This window comes from Legionella cherrii, assembly GCF_900635815.1.
GTDB classification, from domain to species: domain Bacteria; phylum Pseudomonadota; class Gammaproteobacteria; order Legionellales; family Legionellaceae; genus Legionella; species Legionella cherrii.
Map to the genome: position 1 here is coordinate 2,074,419 of NZ_LR134173.1, position 15,070 is coordinate 2,089,488.

Below are 15,070 nucleotides of genomic sequence, written 5' to 3' on the forward strand. Positions count from 1 at the left end.
GCGTTTACCTCAGTCAGGTAATATCTCTTTAATGTAACCACCAAAATATTTACGATAAAGAGTTAAATAGGTTCCATCGGCTTCTATTTGTAATAAGGCCTCATTTATTTTCGTAATGATCGCGGCATTTTTTTTAAGCGCAATGATCCCATATCCATTTCCTACAGTGATAGGTTTTCCTACCAGTTGAAAACCTTTCAGGATATTGTTGAGTAGGTATTTGGCAACATTTGCATTCATTAATGCGACGTCAATGTCATGGTGATTGAGTGCAGAGATTAATACCGTAATTTTGGGATACACTTTAATATTTTCTTGGGAAGTATATTGAGGTAGAACACTGTATTGAAGCAAGGTCGCTTGCAGTACGCCAATTTTTTTGTTTTTAATATCATCTATTGAATGAATGTCTGAGTTTTTTAGTGATACAAATTGTCCCTTACTGGTGATATAAGGCATACTGAATTGATAATGTTCTGACTCTGTATCGGTTAATGGACTTACTAAAAAGGTAACGTCAATAACGCCTGCCTGCAGATCATTTAATTGGGTATCAAAATCGGTTGCTTTATAGATACATGGTGCATCAATGCGTTTGCATATCTCTCTCATGAGATCAACAGCAAATCCAAAATAATGATTATGGCTGTCTACTGATGAGAAAGGTGGAGCAAATTTTAAAATGCCTATAGTGATTGGATTACTGTGAGCAAAGAGACTAATCATTAGCAGATTCATAAAAACAAGATGCCTAACAAGCTTCATGCTGTATCTCCATCCCTTATGTATTTAAACTCTAGATGGTTGGAAAGGGGTTGTCAATCAAGCAGTTAATGCAATCCCCATTTATTTGCTCCATAATTGACTGATTAAAAATTGTACTATAATTCTCTTAGGTTAATCAGAGTGATGGGTAGTACCATGCAAGAAAAATTGCAAAAACTTAGGCGAATAAATCCCATTAAAAATGGAGTTCCAAAGAATGAGGGAAATTGTCAATGGTGCGCTCTTGAAGGAGCTCGTCTGTTGCTTGAAAATGCGGAACCCAGGGAAATACCAAGTTATCGAGAAGGTGCAGATGATCCCATGGAGGACTATATTGAGGATGATTATCAAACAGTTTATAAGGGAACCCGCCAGGAATTTTTTTCTTCCTTGAAAGATCGGCTGCACTCAGGCGAATTGATGTTAGTTAGTTTGGACAACGAGTTCGATCATGCGTACATTATCTACAGAGAAGAAGATAAATATCACCTTATTGATCCCGATAGGCAGATTTTTGTTGAATTAAAAAGTGGTGATGATTTTATCCAAAAAGTAACAGGTTGGAAAAATGTTGATGCTATTGATTATGCATCTGGGGCGAAAAATCCTGACGGTTCGGTGGACCAAGTCAATATGACCGTAACTATATTAAATCAGGATAAAGTGAATGAAAAACCATTGCCTGTCTATGGCAGTGAGGATAAGGAGAAGCCCAAGAAAAACTCCGAATGCAGAATCCTTTAGTTAATAAGGGGTTCATGGATGACCTCCGTACCTGAGGATTTATTGAGAGCAGAAGCAGTTCCCGAATTCGGGATTGAGCACCTAGGTTGGGCCAAGTCCCAACCTTCAATTGGTCAATAGAGCCTAATAAAACCAACGCTTAGAAAAGTCTTGATTTTTGTCGTCATACTCATCATAGTGCAAATATAAAACTTGGACTGGTGACAATTAGTTATCCCAGCATGTTTGAAATAATTATTACCAGATGACAGCGTCCGCTAGAAAATGAATAAATTCCTACAAGGAGTTACAAATAAATGGGTTATAAATTTCGCCTAAGTTGTTTATTGCTATTGAGTGCACCGTCGATCTTATTCGCTGGTGATACACTAGTTTTTGCTGTTGATATTATTCGGCATGGGGATAGAACACCAATTATTCCGCTCCCTGCAGTAAATTATCAATGGCGAGAAGGTCCAGGTCAGTTAACAGCCGAAGGCATGCGGCAAGAGTATAAGCTGGGGGTCGAGTTTCGTAGAAGATATGTGGAACAAGCTCACTTATTACCCGATCACTATGAGCAAGGGACCCTGTATATTCGGTCTACTGGTTATGAACGTACGCTTATGAGCGCTCAGTCTTTATTAATGGGATTATACCCCCCAGGGACCGGCCCGAATACGGACTCTTCTATTCCTGCTTTACCTTATGGTGTTCAGCCTATACCTATTTTTAGTGCACCTGCTAAATATGACGAGGTAATTCTCCAGCAAGTAAGTCCTGCGGAACGGGCAAAGTTGATGGAGCAGTATGTATACTCAACAAAAGAATGGCAGCAAAAAAATGATGAGCTCAAAGATAAATATCCACTTTGGAGCGCATTTATAGGTGCACAAATTGGTAGCTTGAATGATCTTCAATTACTCGGTGATGCCTTATATATACATCAAATACACAATGCGCCAATGCCTGTTGGGCTGAGTACTGAGGATATTGAAACGATTATTGCTGCCAGTAATTGGGCTTTTATGGCTCAAGAAAGGCCGCCACAAGTAGCAGCTGCCTACAGCGGCAAACTCATGACAAACATTGCTAATTATCTCAAAGGGGGTAGTGAGAAAAATGCCAAACTTAAATATGTTTTATTATCTGCTCATGATACGACAATTGCCAGTGCATTGAGTTTTTTGGGTGCTCCTTTGGAGAATGCACCACCATATGCTTCAAATCTTAATTTCTCACTGTATGAACGTGATGAAAATTATTATCTTGTAAAAATTACATATAATGACCATCCTGTTTCTATTCCTGCTTGTGGTGGGGATGCTTGTGAGTTACAACAGTTTATAAAGCTGGTACAGCGCACCAAAAATCATGAACTCGTTTAATTATTCTTTTTCCGGTTAAAAGCGAGTGTGTTGAAAAATCGTAGGTCATTCCGCCCTTGCGAGAATGACAACGACGTGATTGTAGCGTACGTTGGTTCAAGTTTTGCCTCAACCTATAGGGTCGGATAATAATTCTACTAGAAATCTAAAAATGGCTAGCCGTCATTCCAAGTGTAGCGAGGGAACTCCATGTTGTAGCACGGTATTGCGATAGGAGATCCCTTGATATGCTCGGGTTATATGCTGTGTTGCTGCTTTAAAATCACCTCATTTTAATCACGAAAGTGGAGTTATCTTTTTATAAATAGCGCTCTTTAATGTGGGCAAAATAAAAATCTGGATTTAATTCTTCGCCTGTTGCCTGGCGTAAAAGTTCTTGATAAGGCAATAATCGTCCTTTTTCATGAATATGCGTTCTTAACCAATGTAACAATGATTTAAAATCCCCTTGTTTTAGCTGTTCCTTGAGATCAGGAAGTGATTTTTTTACTGCTGAGAATAATTGAGCAGCAATTAATGCTCCGAAAGTATAGGCTGGAAAGTATCCAAAAATTCCTGAAGGCCAATGAACATCTTGCATCACTCCGTTTTTATCATCACCTTTTGTAGATAATCCTAAATACTTCTGCATGGATGAATCCCAGACCTCAGGCAAGTCTGCAATAGTAATTTCGGAAGCAAAGAGTTGTTGCTCGATTTCATATCGAAGTATCACATGTAAGGGATAAGTTACTTCATCTGCATCAACACGAATTAAACCAGGCTCTACTTTTGTATCATGATAAAGAATATTTTCTTCCGTTATATTGGCTACATCCTTAAAATATTTTTGTGCTATTGGTACTAGGAAATGGATGTATTCCAAACTTCTGCAAATTTGCATTTCAATAAATAAGGATTGACTCTCATGAACAGCCATCCCTAAAGAATGCCCAACTGGTTGTATACTCCATTCTGTAGGTAAGCCTTGTTCGTAGAGTGCATGTCCGGTTTCATGGGTAATTGCCATTAATGATGATAAAAACTCATGTTCTTTGTAGCGGGTTGTAATGCGAACATCACTAGAGATGCCGCCACAAAACGGATGATGGCTCACATCCAGCCTTCCGTGATTAAAATCAAAACCCAGACGCGCCATTATTTCCATTCCAAGCTGCTTTTGCTTTTCTACTGGAAAATCGCCTGTTATTGCTTTTATCTGCCGATCCTTTTGCTTTTCAATAATTTGGGGAATTAACTTGGGTAGCTCATGTTTCAGTAAATTAAAGATAGGTGTAATCGTTTTACAATCTAAATCTGGCGAATACTCATCGATCAAAACATCCAGAGGCGATTTATTAAATGTTTGTGATTTAATTTCTGCAATGGTTTTTATTTTTTGAAATAATTTTTCCAGATAAGGCTTAAATGATTTCCAGTCATTGTTTGCACGTAATTCGCGCCATGCCTGGCCGCAGATTAACGATTCATTAGTAAATTCTTCGACTAAATGTACTGGGATACAGGTTGCTTGCAGATATTCTTTCTCCATCCAATAAAGATTTTTTTGCTGCCAGGTTGTTAAATGATCAATTTCCTTGGCTTGTTTGATTAAGTCGCCTACTTTTTTATGGGTTAGCCAATCATGTTGGACAGCACTTAAGGTGGCTAAAGCTTCTGCTCGTGCCTTACCACCGCCAGCCGGCATCATAGAGGCTTCATCCCAGGAGACAATTGCCGCCAGATTTTCAAAGTCATAATATTTTTTAAAATGTTGTTCTAATTGTTGGTATGCATTCATGAATGATCTCATTATTCTATGTTGCCGAGTTTGGTCATTTTTTTTAGATTGATATTCAGTTACATTGGATTTGCATTCCCGACTTGGCGGGGATGATAAAATCAAAAATAACCCACCTTCGACTCTATTTTGACATGGGTTATTTTAAATATATCTCCATAATCAAAGGATTCAAATAAATTTATGACTCGCTTAATAAATAAAGGGAATTATTTTTTTCTTTACCTTTGACTTGTATTGTTCATATTCAGAATATTTTTTGCTTAATAAAATTTCTTCTTTTTTTGCTTTGAAATCGAAAAAAATGATTAAAATTAATGAAGTAATGAAAGAGAGTAGTGCGCCCCAGAATACAGACCAGCCAATAGCCATTGCAATTACTCCTGCATAGATTGGGTGCCTAACGATACCGTAAATTCCTGAGGTAACGAGCTGAGTGTTTTGTTTCGGGGTGACAACCGGTGTTAAAGCTGCTCCTAATTGTTTTGCCGCAATGATTAGGATCAAAAAACCGATAATAAAAAATACTGAACCAATGATCTGCAAGATCAGACTATGAACAGACATCAATGGTGTGAGCAGAAGAATGACTAAGCCTATAACCATTTGTGTGACTACATATTTATCCAGGTATTGAGAGTTCATCATGGTTACTCAGTTTTAATAACCAGTCCCATTGGAACTGGTATTGATCTTCGATTACCTAAGCTATAGCCTAAATTGCTTGTTGGGTCAAAATAGCTTGCTCATTTATAATACAATTATTTGTTTTAAAATCAATAACATTGACTCCAATTGACCATTCTAAATAATAGTGCGAAAAATAAATATAATTGTTTATTTGGCCTACCAAAATTTGTAAATTAACTGTAAACTTGCTTCCTGAAAAGACAGAGTCGTGACAAAACGAGCTTCTTTTCAAAAGTTTACTTTTATCGGAATTTTAATTATTTTAATTCTTAAGGAGCAAAGATATGCCTCACACACCACCAGGCTCACCTAAAGTTGAAAAAAAGACTGACGAAGAAAAAAGTTTGCACAGCTCACAGGAAAGTACCGAAGAAAACCAAGAGAGTTTAGATAGCTCACAGGAAACTTTAGAACAAGAAAGCTCACAACAAGGACTTGAGTCTGAAGAGGCACAACAACAAACCCCAGAACAAAATGAACAACCAAGAAATACAAATTCCTTTTTTGGTTTTGCTCCTAGAACAGTACCTGGTTTTCTTTGTCCTCAGGGCCATATTCATTTTATTTGCCCAAATGGTCATTTCCATACCATACCAGCACCAGCAGAGTTAAGGTTAACACTTGCATTGGCATCCATGTTAAATGTTCTTGATAGGCTTAATTTAAATGAGGAAGAAGAACTGGAAGAGAACACTAATCCAGCGTCACCTGAACAAAAACAAGAAGTAGAGCCAACAGAGCAGCAAGAAGTGGTGAATGAGGACAAGCAAGAAGAAGATAAAGACGATAAAGAAGAAGAACGTGTCCGTTGCTTTACCATGTAATTTCTAAATCCGCAGCCTCGAGCTGCGGATTTTTACTTTAGACCGTATCCCTCATTTTTTAGTGAACCCAATATTCACTTTTGAAGCACGATTGATCCTTTACCTCAACCTCTTATATCATCGCACTTAAAACATCTCTAAAATTCAAACCAAGCTGAGTGTACATGATATTAATAATCAAGATGATTAAAAAACTTGTTCTTTTCTTCCCTCTTATGGCCATGATGTTACTCTTCAAAGCCATAGTAGTTAATGGAGCTCCTGAATCAAAAAAAATTCAAGTCGAGATCAATAAACTCGCCGAAATAAGTAAAATAGGTAGGAAAGTAGGTTCTGCTCAATTGCCCAGCCCTTACAATGAACTATTAACTCAACCTTTAATGACACCAAGTATCGAGAAGTATTACGGTCGTCGTGCAATTATAAAAACAATTGTTGCAAATCAGGATCCGGAGAATAATACTTATCGCCGCTCGATTGTCATGCTGATTGATAGCAATAAAGAAAGGAATGAGCCCAATTTAGCACAATCAAAAAAAGAGGCCATGGTTGTCGAGCTCGCATTTATTACTATGAACTTTAATGCATTATCAAAGAGCATGATCGCAGAAGTGCTGCATACGAATACTCCTTTTGGCAAACTTTTAACCAAATATCAAATTCAAGCACTGACCCAGAATCGAAATTATTATAAAGTCCGATGCGACGGAACATTAGCGTCGTTAATAAATTGCAATTTAAATGATTCTATTTATGGACGCACCAATACTCTTATTCGCGCAGATAATAAAAAATGGTTGGCGCATGTTGTGGAAATTTTACCCAATCCTAGACAAACTATTCCCCAAGACAAAAAGGTGACTGGTACTCAATAACCATTTGTTTTTAGTGTGTATTAAATGATTATTGTGATATTATCCAGTCCAATCTTATAAAATACGGTTTGTGTCGATTTTGCTAGCTTGAGCTGAAATAGCCAAAATAGTAGAAAGCTAAACAGACCCCAGAGCAAAAGGAACTTGGTGATTTATGTGGAATGAAAAAGCAACAAAGCCCTTTCTAATTATTTATATCGGATTCTTGTTTCTAGCAACTTTTTTCATAGTTCCTACCATTACGAGCTTTTATTATTACGCTTGGGGAAAACACCTGGCTTGGTCCTATTTTGATGGCCCACCAATGATTGCTTATTTTTTCCATATTTCTCAAGCCATGTTTGGAAATACTTTCTTTTCTATAAATATTGTCGGTTTTTTATGTTTGATTGGGGGCGCCTATTATATATACAGAACAGGTTGTCTCCTGCATGATCAGCGAACAGGATTAATTAGTGCATTGATCTGGGTCGCTTTGCCCACGACTACGGAAAGTATTTTTGTTCGCGTTTTATACGATGCCCCATTAAATTTATTTACTGTCTTGTCCTTCTATTATTTTGCTCGTTATATTTCCCGCAAACGAATTCTTGATCTCTATCTGTGTGCCTTGTTTATTGGTGCCATGATTTTATCTAAATATACTGCTGTTGTTAGCGTAATCGGGTTGTTGCTGTATGTTGTTTTTTCACAACAGAGACAACTCTTTAAAAGCATGCATTTTTACCTTGCGAGTTTAATCATTATTCTCATGGTTTCTCCTGTAATTTATTGGAATATCAATCATAATTGGATATCAATTACTTATTTATTAAATTTTCACAGTCAAACCCAAACCAACACGACGATCGTTCATTGTCTCTTTGAACTCATAGGGGCATTGGTGCTTAATTACTCCGTTTTCCTGGTATTGGCTGCATTGGGATGGTTTAAGTATCAAAAGAGTAAAAATACATCCAAGAATGCGATTTTGGAATTGTCTTATGCGGTATTGCTTGCCGGCCTGGGTTTTTGGATTACAGCGACTTTATTAGGAGGGGATGCTCGAGTGGTTTACTTGACGCCGTTGGGAATGAACCTCGCGCTGATCACGGGTTACCTCATTACCCAATATAATTACCAACGTTTTTTCATGATAGTTTATCCATTTTTTCTGTCCCTTAGCATTATTATGATCGTTATTAATTCATGGCCCATCGCTTACTATTTGAAAAAAGGCAGGGCTTATACAGTACTCAACAAAGCGATTCACTCACTTGAAATGATAAAGAAAGAACAACCTATAGTTACTGGTTATTATACTAATGCTGCAGCATTGAATTTCTTTATGCCCAATGAACCTGTGTATGCAATTCCTTGTGGTGATATCAATCAATATCAATATTGGGGAGAGGCTTTTTTAAATTCATTATCCAGAGGAAGAATTAACAAAATAACCTATATTGATTTTAGAGAGACAAAACAATGTGCGGAGCGATTTTTTAATCAGTGCCAATCAATCGCTGCATTATCGCATCATAAAATAATTCCAGTCATTCACAAGCAAACTAAACCCATACATTTATTTGTATATGAATGTTCTTCACCTCGTACTCAAATTTCTAATGGCTAACAAAGAAATCAGCAGAATGAGCAAGTTAGGCTAAGGAATTGTTCTGGAGCCTCTTAGGTAATTTGGGATTTATTTTCTCATTCTGTTTCTTTTCGATTGCACTTGTAATTCTATAACGTAATAATGGTTCCGAATTTAACCAGTCACAAACATGTTGTGTTTGTATTAGGCTACTCATAAGGAAAAACCATGAAACAAAAATTACTCGTAGGATTTACAGTTGCCGCACTGTCTTTTGCACACCTAGCGCATGCTGATTTTACTTTTAATTCGGGCTCAAATTCGTGTGATGATATTCCCGGAAATTGGTCTGGTTCAGGCAAGGCGACTAATTGGTTAATCGGAGAATGTGTTTATAATGGAGCAGGAACAGTCAGTGCTGTCGATAAAGAGGGTAATTTAAACATAGAAGTTACTGCTGACAAACGCTCAGGCAGTCTCGTGTGCCCAGACCATAATACCACGCAACTGAAGGGAATTTGTGTTAATGGAATGGTAACTATCAAAACAGAATACGGTAACCTGAGCGGCATTTTTTCAAAAACCTCAGGCAGCGCAAAAGGCAAGCTCACTGTTTCACCTGGTATGGATGTGGATGTATCCATTCAATTTAAACGGGTAGGGTAAAAATTGATTTAAAGCCTGGATGAAGCGTTTTTGATGAGGGAAGCATTCAGGCTACATTGCGTCAAACCTATAACGATTTTTTTAAAGTCACTATATGCTGATAGGCTTCATTGATTCGTTGTTGACTGATTTCACCGGATTGGACTTTAGCTTCTATGATGTCAATAACTTGGGCTGGATTTTGTTCTGGAACAGATAAATTGTTTCCAAATATCAGCATATCTGCGCCAGCATTGATGGCCAGTACTAAAGCCTGTTCAAGACCATAATTCTCGCTAATGGCTTTCATTTGCATGTCATCTGTAATAATGACGCCTTTAAAATGGAGTTGATTGCGCAGCAGGTCAGTTAATATTTTATGAGATAGAGTGGCTGGTAGTCCAGATCGATCAAGTTGACGATTCACAATATGTGCGGTCATGACGACACCGCATGTTTCATTAGAGTTGATCAGGCGTGTAAAAGGCTCTAACTCATAAGGGTGCCAGGTTTCTGTAACATCCACAAAGCCTAGGTGTGAGTCTTTAGTCGAACTCCCATGACCTGGAAAGTGTTTATAAGCACATTGAATTCTTTGATTTAGGAAATGATGGGTGTAAATACGTGCTAAGCGGGTGACCTGTTTGGGATCGCTGGAGAAGCTTCGATCTTTTTTCCCAATCACTGGATTGTCTGGATTGACGTTTACATCCAGTTCCGGGGCAAAATCTAAATTAAATTCCGTTTTTTTTTAGAGTTTGACTTATAGATTTCGCAGTAGACTCAGCCTCCTTTATCCCTCTTTTGCCGACTTCGGCAGCAGATAAGGTTGGAGGAAATCCATATTGCTCACCTAAGCGATTTACCTGTCCCCCTTCATAATCTACGGAAATCAAAAGAGGTAATTGCATTCGATGATGTTGCAAATTACCTTGCTCCGCATAGTATTGCAGTTCATGATTCAGTCTTTTTTACTTGTTCCGGACTTTCAATATTTTTATCAAACGTGTTTGTATGATAGTTGTAGTCGAATAAAATGACACCTCCAATATTATTTTCTTCAATTGTTTTGACTATTGGCGATTTTGCATTAATTTTTTTTCCGTCAAAACCAATAAGAAGCATTTGGCCAATTTTATCGCGCAAACTTACTTCAGATATAGGCCCAGCAAGGCAACTTGCGGAAAAAAATAAAGCTAAAAGCAGTGAAAAAAAATAGTTCATATATGGCCTATGTATTTGCTAGGTGGTGCAAATTTTATCATTTAGTTCTATTTTGTGCAATCTGCGACGGTTATGTCTCTAATCGTTTAAGTATACCTGATCGATGAGAGTTGCTATTATTTGTTGACCAAAAAAATTAGGGCCATAAGTTATGACTAATGCGAGTGAGTACTTTAATGAGAATTGGCAACGATACCAAAGTGCTCTGAAAAATAATACCTTATATCATCGTGAGATGTTGCAGGCATTGCAAAAATTTCTCTCAACACATATAGGAAACCGAACTTTTTGCTTTGTGGATGTGGGGTGCGGGGATAGTAGTACCGTTCTACCTGTGCTTGCTGCAACTCCCATAAAAAAATATATTGGTATTGATGCAGCCCAAAATGTTTTAAAAATGGCAGAAAACACATTAGCGTCCCTTCATTGTGAAAAAGAGTTTATTGCAGATAATATGACTTCCGCACTCCCGCGTTTAACCGCTTCTGTTGATGTCATTTATACCAGTTATGCGGTTCATCATTTATCTCTGGATGAGAAGGAACGTTTTATTGCTGTCTGCAAACAGAAACTCAATCCTAATGGTTTTTTATTAATGGTGGATGGGGTACGCAAACAGAATCAAACGCGTGATGAATGGCTTGATGCTTTGCAATCGCGAATGTTAGAGAGTAATCCTGAAATCGATGGCGATGAAATTATCGTCCGTATGGAACATCCGCGAGCTGATGATTATCCTGAAGAAATTGAAACCTTCTCCCAAATTGCACGACATCAATCTTGGCGTAATTTTCAAGTTCTGGTAGACCAGGGGATATTTGCTTTTATGGTCTTTACTAAGTAGCTTTATGGTGTCTGCTTAGATCGGCACTAATTCGACGCTACAAACTTAAATAATATGTAGCATGGACCAAAGTCCAAGCTGCATCTTATTGATTCATCTAAGTAAACAGTTGTGCTTTTGTTGCATTAATGTAGATTTTATCGATTATCCCAATAATCAATGATGCAGGACCGGACGCACTAGAAGAAGTTGGGCCAACGCAGTCGGCGTAAAAATGTACCGCATTTTTGGCAGCCCAAAAATGATCTTGGACTACGGAATTAAAAACACTAATAATTGCTGAAAGTAAATTGCCTATCCCCGCTACTTTTTGAACCATAGCTGAATCAAAATTAAATTGATCCATCTGATTGGAGTTGACAACCCAATGTCTTTTCCCGCTGACGACGACAACAAGCTTATGTTTTTTTGATAAGGACTTAGCTTGTTCAATTATTGTTTTGTCTTCGATCAGATGATTATTATCGTGGATGACGAGTTCGCCAGTCAGCAAACTCGCAATTTCATTAGGATAGCCACGGATAATAGAAATTTGATGTTTTTTAATCAGATTGGTTGCAACATCAGTTCGGTATCGGGTTGCTCCCGCTCCCACTGGATCTAAAATGATGGGAATATTCATTTGATTTGCTGTTTTACAGATGTGGTTACTCAGTTTAACAAAAGCGTTATCTAATTTGCCCAGATTGATTACCACTGCTTTCGATATTTTCAGTAATTCCTCAACTTCTTCTTCGGCACTACACATTATTGGGAAGCCGCCAACACTGCGTATTCCGCTTGCTACATAACCCATAGGAAAATAATTGGTAATAGTCAATACAAAAGGTTTTTGTTCTTTTATTTTCCTTAAAATGTCATTTATTTCAGGAGTCATGAACAGTCCATGTTTAAATAATGTTTCATTGAAGTTACTTTAACTTACTTTTTAAATTACAACCACTGAATTTATGGGTTAAGTTGCGCGTTGGATAACGATGATACATATCGCATGAGATTAAATAGGATAATAATTTGCTTTTTCAAGGAAGGCGAACTAAGTTTAAATTCTATGGATGGAATTTTAATCGCAAAGGAGAAAGTAACATGTCAAAACATAATAAATTTAAAAATGAGTCTCAAGATGCACGCCGTCACGATCAACAACATTCAGCTCATCCTGATAAAATGAAACATGCTCAGGAGAAATCCAAGGTCGAATCTCATTCGAATAAAAAGAAATAAATAGTTTTCTGATCATTGGCCTTACCTAAAAAGGTAAGGCCAATCGGAGATTAGATTATCTGCAACGTAATTGACCCCATGCATTTCTCCAGCAATTGTGATGATATGGAGCTGGTCTAGCATATGGTCCTGGACGATTTAATACGCATTGATTATACATATTCCTATGATATCCATGTCCGCAGCCTTGAGCTGCACTGGCAATGGATGTATAACCTACGGCGAAAAATATTGAACCGACAATAATACCTGTACTTAACACTTTTGAAATGCATGAACTTTTACTCATTACATCCTCCTTGGTTTTACTTTTTTTTTTCACTCAGCTTAAGTATAGAGTTTATTTTTTATTTTGCATAAGTTTTCACCAAAAAATGCATATTTTAATACTAAGTGATTGAAAAAAATTCAAAAAGGACTCGTGATTGATTATTCCGCTAACATGTTTTGAATACTTACCATTCATCTTCCCATAAATTTAATTGTTTGTTGGTTAAATCCTCTTTTTTACAAAACTTACTCCGTGTTAAATAGGGATCAGGTTCAACATTTAAGCGAAATTTTTTACAAGCAAGCTGAAATCGAGTATTTAAAAGATTGGCATATTCTCCTTCACCACGCATGCGGCTGCCAAACCGTGCATCATATTCTTTTCCTCCCCGCATTTGCCGAATAAGGCTCATCACATGTTCGGCGCGTTGAGGAAAGTGTTGCGCAAGCCATTCTTTAAATAATTCGTTTACTTCATGAGGCAAGCGAATCAACACATAATCGGCATGCCTGGCTCCAGAGTTCGCCGCAGCGTGCAAGATTTTTTCCATTTCCATGTCATTGATCATCGGAATAACAGGAGCAACCAAAACACGAGTAGGTATCCCGTTTTCAGTTAAGCGTTTTATGATTCTTAATCTTCCTGAGGGTGCGGGTAGTTCTTGGCTCCATAATTCGCTTTAAATCGGTGGAAAGCGAGGTGATACTTATTGCAACTTTGGCCAGATTTTGTTTCCCCATATCAAACAAGATATCTAAATCACGTTCTATAAGTGCATTTTTGGTAATAATAATTACGGGGTGATGGTACTTCGCTAATACTTTTAAAAGACTGCGAGTAATTTCCAGTTTCGCCTCTGCGGGTTGATAGGGATCTGTATTTGCTCCTAAGACGATGGGCTTGCACGTGTAATTTGATTTATTAATTTCTTTTTCTAAAAGCTTTGTAGCATCAACTTTATAGAAGATTTTGGTTTCAAAATCGATTCCCCGGGGACAAATTTACATAAGAATGGCTGGGTCTGGCGTAACAATAAATACAACCATGTTCACACCCTCGATAGGGATTAATTGACTGTTCAAAGCCTAGATCAGGAGAATTATTACGACTGATTATTGATTTGGAATGTTCGGGCAATAAAAATGTTTCCAGAGGAGGAAGAATCTCTTCTTCAATATCCCAATCATCCGCGAAAGACTCGCGAGTTTCAGGCTCGAACCGGCCATCTGGATTACTAAGAGCACCACGATTTTTAAGCGTCTGATTGGGTTTCATAAACAGTTATGAATAAATAAACAGCAGTTTAGTGTATCACACTCCTGAAAAAAATATTTGGCCTCTTATAGGTAATGCTTATTCTCTGGGGTGATTGATTACGGACGCAGTCATTCTCGAAATGCATGTTAGTTTTTGTTCTTCATTAAAAATCTTAACTTCCCAAACATGAGTGGAGCGTCCTATATGGATAGGGGAGGTGATGGCAGTAACAATGCCTTGTTTCACGGAGTGAATATGATTGGCATTAATTTCTAAACCAACACAAAAAAATTGACTTATATCTATCACTGCATTTGCTGCCGTGCTGGCTACTGTTTCCGATAAGGCGACATTGGCACCACCGTGAAGAATGCCTATGGGCTGTTTGGTGCGCTCATTGACTGGCATGGTTGCTTTTAAAAATTATCACCTATTTCAATAAATTGAATGCCAAGAAACTCCGACATGGTATTTTTTACCAAACTGATTTAGAGACTCGAGAGAAATTTCTTTAAACCATATAGCCATTTTTATCTCCTTTTTCTTAGTGCCTGCTTACAAAGCTGCTATTTTGGATCAATTTGGCGAACTGTAAGCAGAGCTTAAAATAAGATAAACTTTATTGATTCAAAAACCAATCAGAAAATGAATATGTTGAATCAAGCATGTATGAAATGTTTTATCTCTGGAAAAGTTCAGGGAGTGTGGTATCGCGCCTCGGCCCAAAAAGAAGCAATAAAACTGGGTATTACCGGTTGGGCACGAAATCTTGATGATGGGCGTGTAGAGGTTTTTGCTTGTGGTTCTGTTGAAAACCTTGAACTATTTTACGAATGGCTAAAGGAAGGGCCGCAACTTGCTGTTGTAGAAGAATGTACTTATGAGCAGCTTACTTGGGAAGAGTATAAGGGATTTGATACTTTTTAAGTGAGCTTATAGTAGTCCAGAATAGCGCAGCGTAATCAAAAAATTTTTACCCGTTATCCC

Annotated in this window: 15 protein-coding genes and 2 pseudogenes; 9 read left to right on the forward strand and 8 right to left on the reverse strand. The window is 37.6% G+C overall.

All coding sequences use genetic code 11. From position 1 onward, the window contains the following. Positions 1-9 precede the first annotated feature (9 nt). Positions 10-765, reverse strand: a complete 756-nt coding sequence (locus tag EL022_RS08735) for a transporter substrate-binding domain-containing protein (RefSeq protein ID WP_028382050.1) — start codon at positions 763-765, stop codon at positions 10-12. 156 nt (positions 766-921) lie between these two features. Here EL022_RS08735 and EL022_RS08740 point away from each other — a divergent pair, with 156 nt between their 5' ends. Further along, positions 922-1,509: a hypothetical protein gene (locus EL022_RS08740; protein ID WP_028382049.1), complete on the forward strand. Its 588-nt coding sequence runs from the start codon at positions 922-924 to the stop codon at positions 1,507-1,509. Between the two features lie 296 nt (positions 1,510-1,805). Beyond that, positions 1,806-2,876, forward strand: a complete 1,071-nt coding sequence (locus EL022_RS08745; RefSeq protein ID WP_028382048.1) for a histidine phosphatase family protein — start codon at positions 1,806-1,808, stop codon at positions 2,874-2,876. A gap of 298 nt (positions 2,877-3,174) precedes the next feature. On the opposite strand, the gene EL022_RS08750 is transcribed toward EL022_RS08745, so the two are convergent. Continuing rightward, a complete protein-coding gene (locus tag EL022_RS08750; RefSeq protein ID WP_028382047.1) occupies positions 3,175-4,656 on the reverse strand; it encodes a carboxypeptidase M32 in 1,482 nt (493 codons plus the stop codon). Positions 4,657-4,848: 192 nt separating this feature from the next. Next, positions 4,849-5,304, reverse strand: coding sequence for a methyltransferase family protein (locus tag EL022_RS08755; protein WP_051544498.1), 456 nt, complete (start codon positions 5,302-5,304; stop codon positions 4,849-4,851). Positions 5,305-5,630: 326 nt separating this feature from the next. Between EL022_RS08755 and EL022_RS08760 the strand changes: the two genes are divergently transcribed. The 4 genes from EL022_RS08760 to EL022_RS08775 all read left to right on the forward strand — a co-directional run bounded on the left by EL022_RS08760 (position 5,631) and on the right by EL022_RS08775 (position 9,284). Further along, a complete protein-coding gene (locus tag EL022_RS08760; RefSeq protein ID WP_028382046.1) occupies positions 5,631-6,170 on the forward strand; it encodes a hypothetical protein in 540 nt (179 codons plus the stop codon). Between the two features lie 164 nt (positions 6,171-6,334). Beyond that, complete coding sequence (locus EL022_RS08765) at positions 6,335-7,045, forward strand: hypothetical protein (protein ID WP_028382045.1); 711 nt, start codon at positions 6,335-6,337, stop codon at positions 7,043-7,045. Positions 7,046-7,199: 154 nt separating this feature from the next. Continuing rightward, positions 7,200-8,657, forward strand: coding sequence for a glycosyltransferase family 39 protein (locus EL022_RS08770; protein WP_028382044.1), 1,458 nt, complete (start codon positions 7,200-7,202; stop codon positions 8,655-8,657). 189 nt (positions 8,658-8,846) lie between these two features. Then, positions 8,847-9,284, forward strand: a complete 438-nt coding sequence (locus EL022_RS08775) for a hypothetical protein (protein ID WP_028382043.1) — start codon at positions 8,847-8,849, stop codon at positions 9,282-9,284. Between the two features lie 67 nt (positions 9,285-9,351). Here the strand turns inward: EL022_RS08775 and EL022_RS08780 are convergent. Then, a pseudogene (locus tag EL022_RS08780) lies at positions 9,352-10,487 on the reverse strand (glycoside hydrolase family 3 protein). A 151-nt stretch (positions 10,488-10,638) separates the two neighbouring features. On the opposite strand from EL022_RS08780, the gene EL022_RS08785 reads away from it, so the two are divergent. Next, positions 10,639-11,331: a class I SAM-dependent methyltransferase gene (locus tag EL022_RS08785; RefSeq protein WP_028382041.1), complete on the forward strand. Its 693-nt coding sequence runs from the start codon at positions 10,639-10,641 to the stop codon at positions 11,329-11,331. A gap of 97 nt (positions 11,332-11,428) precedes the next feature. On the opposite strand, the gene thiM is transcribed toward EL022_RS08785, so the two are convergent. Continuing rightward, the gene (thiM, locus tag EL022_RS08790; RefSeq protein WP_028382040.1) at positions 11,429-12,208 is read right to left on the reverse strand and encodes a hydroxyethylthiazole kinase; all 780 of its coding nucleotides are present in this window, start codon (positions 12,206-12,208) and stop codon (positions 11,429-11,431) included. Positions 12,209-12,417: 209 nt separating this feature from the next. On the opposite strand from thiM, the gene EL022_RS16070 reads away from it, so the two are divergent. Then, positions 12,418-12,555 (forward strand): hypothetical protein, encoded by a 138-nt coding sequence (locus tag EL022_RS16070; protein ID WP_164715639.1) that lies wholly within the window; start codon positions 12,418-12,420, stop codon positions 12,553-12,555. A gap of 55 nt (positions 12,556-12,610) precedes the next feature. On the opposite strand, the gene EL022_RS08795 is transcribed toward EL022_RS16070, so the two are convergent. The 3 genes and pseudogenes from EL022_RS08795 to EL022_RS08805 form a co-directional block, all read right to left on the reverse strand. Next, a complete protein-coding gene (locus EL022_RS08795) occupies positions 12,611-12,844 on the reverse strand; it encodes a GCG_CRPN prefix-to-repeats domain-containing protein (RefSeq protein WP_028382039.1) in 234 nt (77 codons plus the stop codon). A 166-nt stretch (positions 12,845-13,010) separates the two neighbouring features. After that, positions 13,011-14,101, reverse strand: a pseudogene (locus EL022_RS16700) (PA0069 family radical SAM protein). 78 nt (positions 14,102-14,179) lie between these two features. Continuing rightward, positions 14,180-14,491, reverse strand: coding sequence for a hotdog fold thioesterase (locus EL022_RS08805; protein WP_241972148.1), 312 nt, complete (start codon positions 14,489-14,491; stop codon positions 14,180-14,182). A gap of 243 nt (positions 14,492-14,734) precedes the next feature. On the opposite strand from EL022_RS08805, the gene EL022_RS08810 reads away from it, so the two are divergent. Continuing rightward, complete coding sequence (locus EL022_RS08810; RefSeq protein WP_028382036.1) at positions 14,735-15,010, forward strand: acylphosphatase; 276 nt, start codon at positions 14,735-14,737, stop codon at positions 15,008-15,010. Positions 15,011-15,070 lie beyond the last annotated feature (60 nt).

Bases quoted from the DNA above. Each gene is read 5' to 3' on its own strand.
- EL022_RS08735 (WP_028382050.1), bottom strand. From the start codon at position 765: ATGAAGCTTGTTAGGCATCTTGTTTTTATGAATCTGCTAATGATTAGT.
- EL022_RS08740 (WP_028382049.1), top strand. From the start codon at position 922: ATGCAAGAAAAATTGCAAAAACTTAGGCGAATAAATCCCATTAAAAAT.
- EL022_RS08745 (WP_028382048.1), top strand. From the start codon at position 1,806: ATGGGTTATAAATTTCGCCTAAGTTGTTTATTGCTATTGAGTGCACCG.
- EL022_RS08750 (WP_028382047.1), bottom strand. From the start codon at position 4,656: ATGAATGCATACCAACAATTAGAACAACATTTTAAAAAATATTATGAC.
- EL022_RS08755 (WP_051544498.1), bottom strand. From the start codon at position 5,304: ATGATGAACTCTCAATACCTGGATAAATATGTAGTCACACAAATGGTT.
- EL022_RS08760 (WP_028382046.1), top strand. From the start codon at position 5,631: ATGCCTCACACACCACCAGGCTCACCTAAAGTTGAAAAAAAGACTGAC.
- EL022_RS08765 (WP_028382045.1), top strand. From the start codon at position 6,335: ATGATATTAATAATCAAGATGATTAAAAAACTTGTTCTTTTCTTCCCT.
- EL022_RS08770 (WP_028382044.1), top strand. From the start codon at position 7,200: ATGTGGAATGAAAAAGCAACAAAGCCCTTTCTAATTATTTATATCGGA.
- EL022_RS08775 (WP_028382043.1), top strand. From the start codon at position 8,847: ATGAAACAAAAATTACTCGTAGGATTTACAGTTGCCGCACTGTCTTTT.
- EL022_RS08785 (WP_028382041.1), top strand. From the start codon at position 10,639: ATGACTAATGCGAGTGAGTACTTTAATGAGAATTGGCAACGATACCAA.
- thiM (WP_028382040.1), bottom strand. From the start codon at position 12,208: ATGACTCCTGAAATAAATGACATTTTAAGGAAAATAAAAGAACAAAAA.
- EL022_RS16070 (WP_164715639.1), top strand. From the start codon at position 12,418: ATGTCAAAACATAATAAATTTAAAAATGAGTCTCAAGATGCACGCCGT.
- EL022_RS08795 (WP_028382039.1), bottom strand. From the start codon at position 12,844: ATGAGTAAAAGTTCATGCATTTCAAAAGTGTTAAGTACAGGTATTATT.
- EL022_RS08805 (WP_241972148.1), bottom strand. From the start codon at position 14,491: ATGCCAGTCAATGAGCGCACCAAACAGCCCATAGGCATTCTTCACGGT.
- EL022_RS08810 (WP_028382036.1), top strand. From the start codon at position 14,735: ATGTTGAATCAAGCATGTATGAAATGTTTTATCTCTGGAAAAGTTCAG.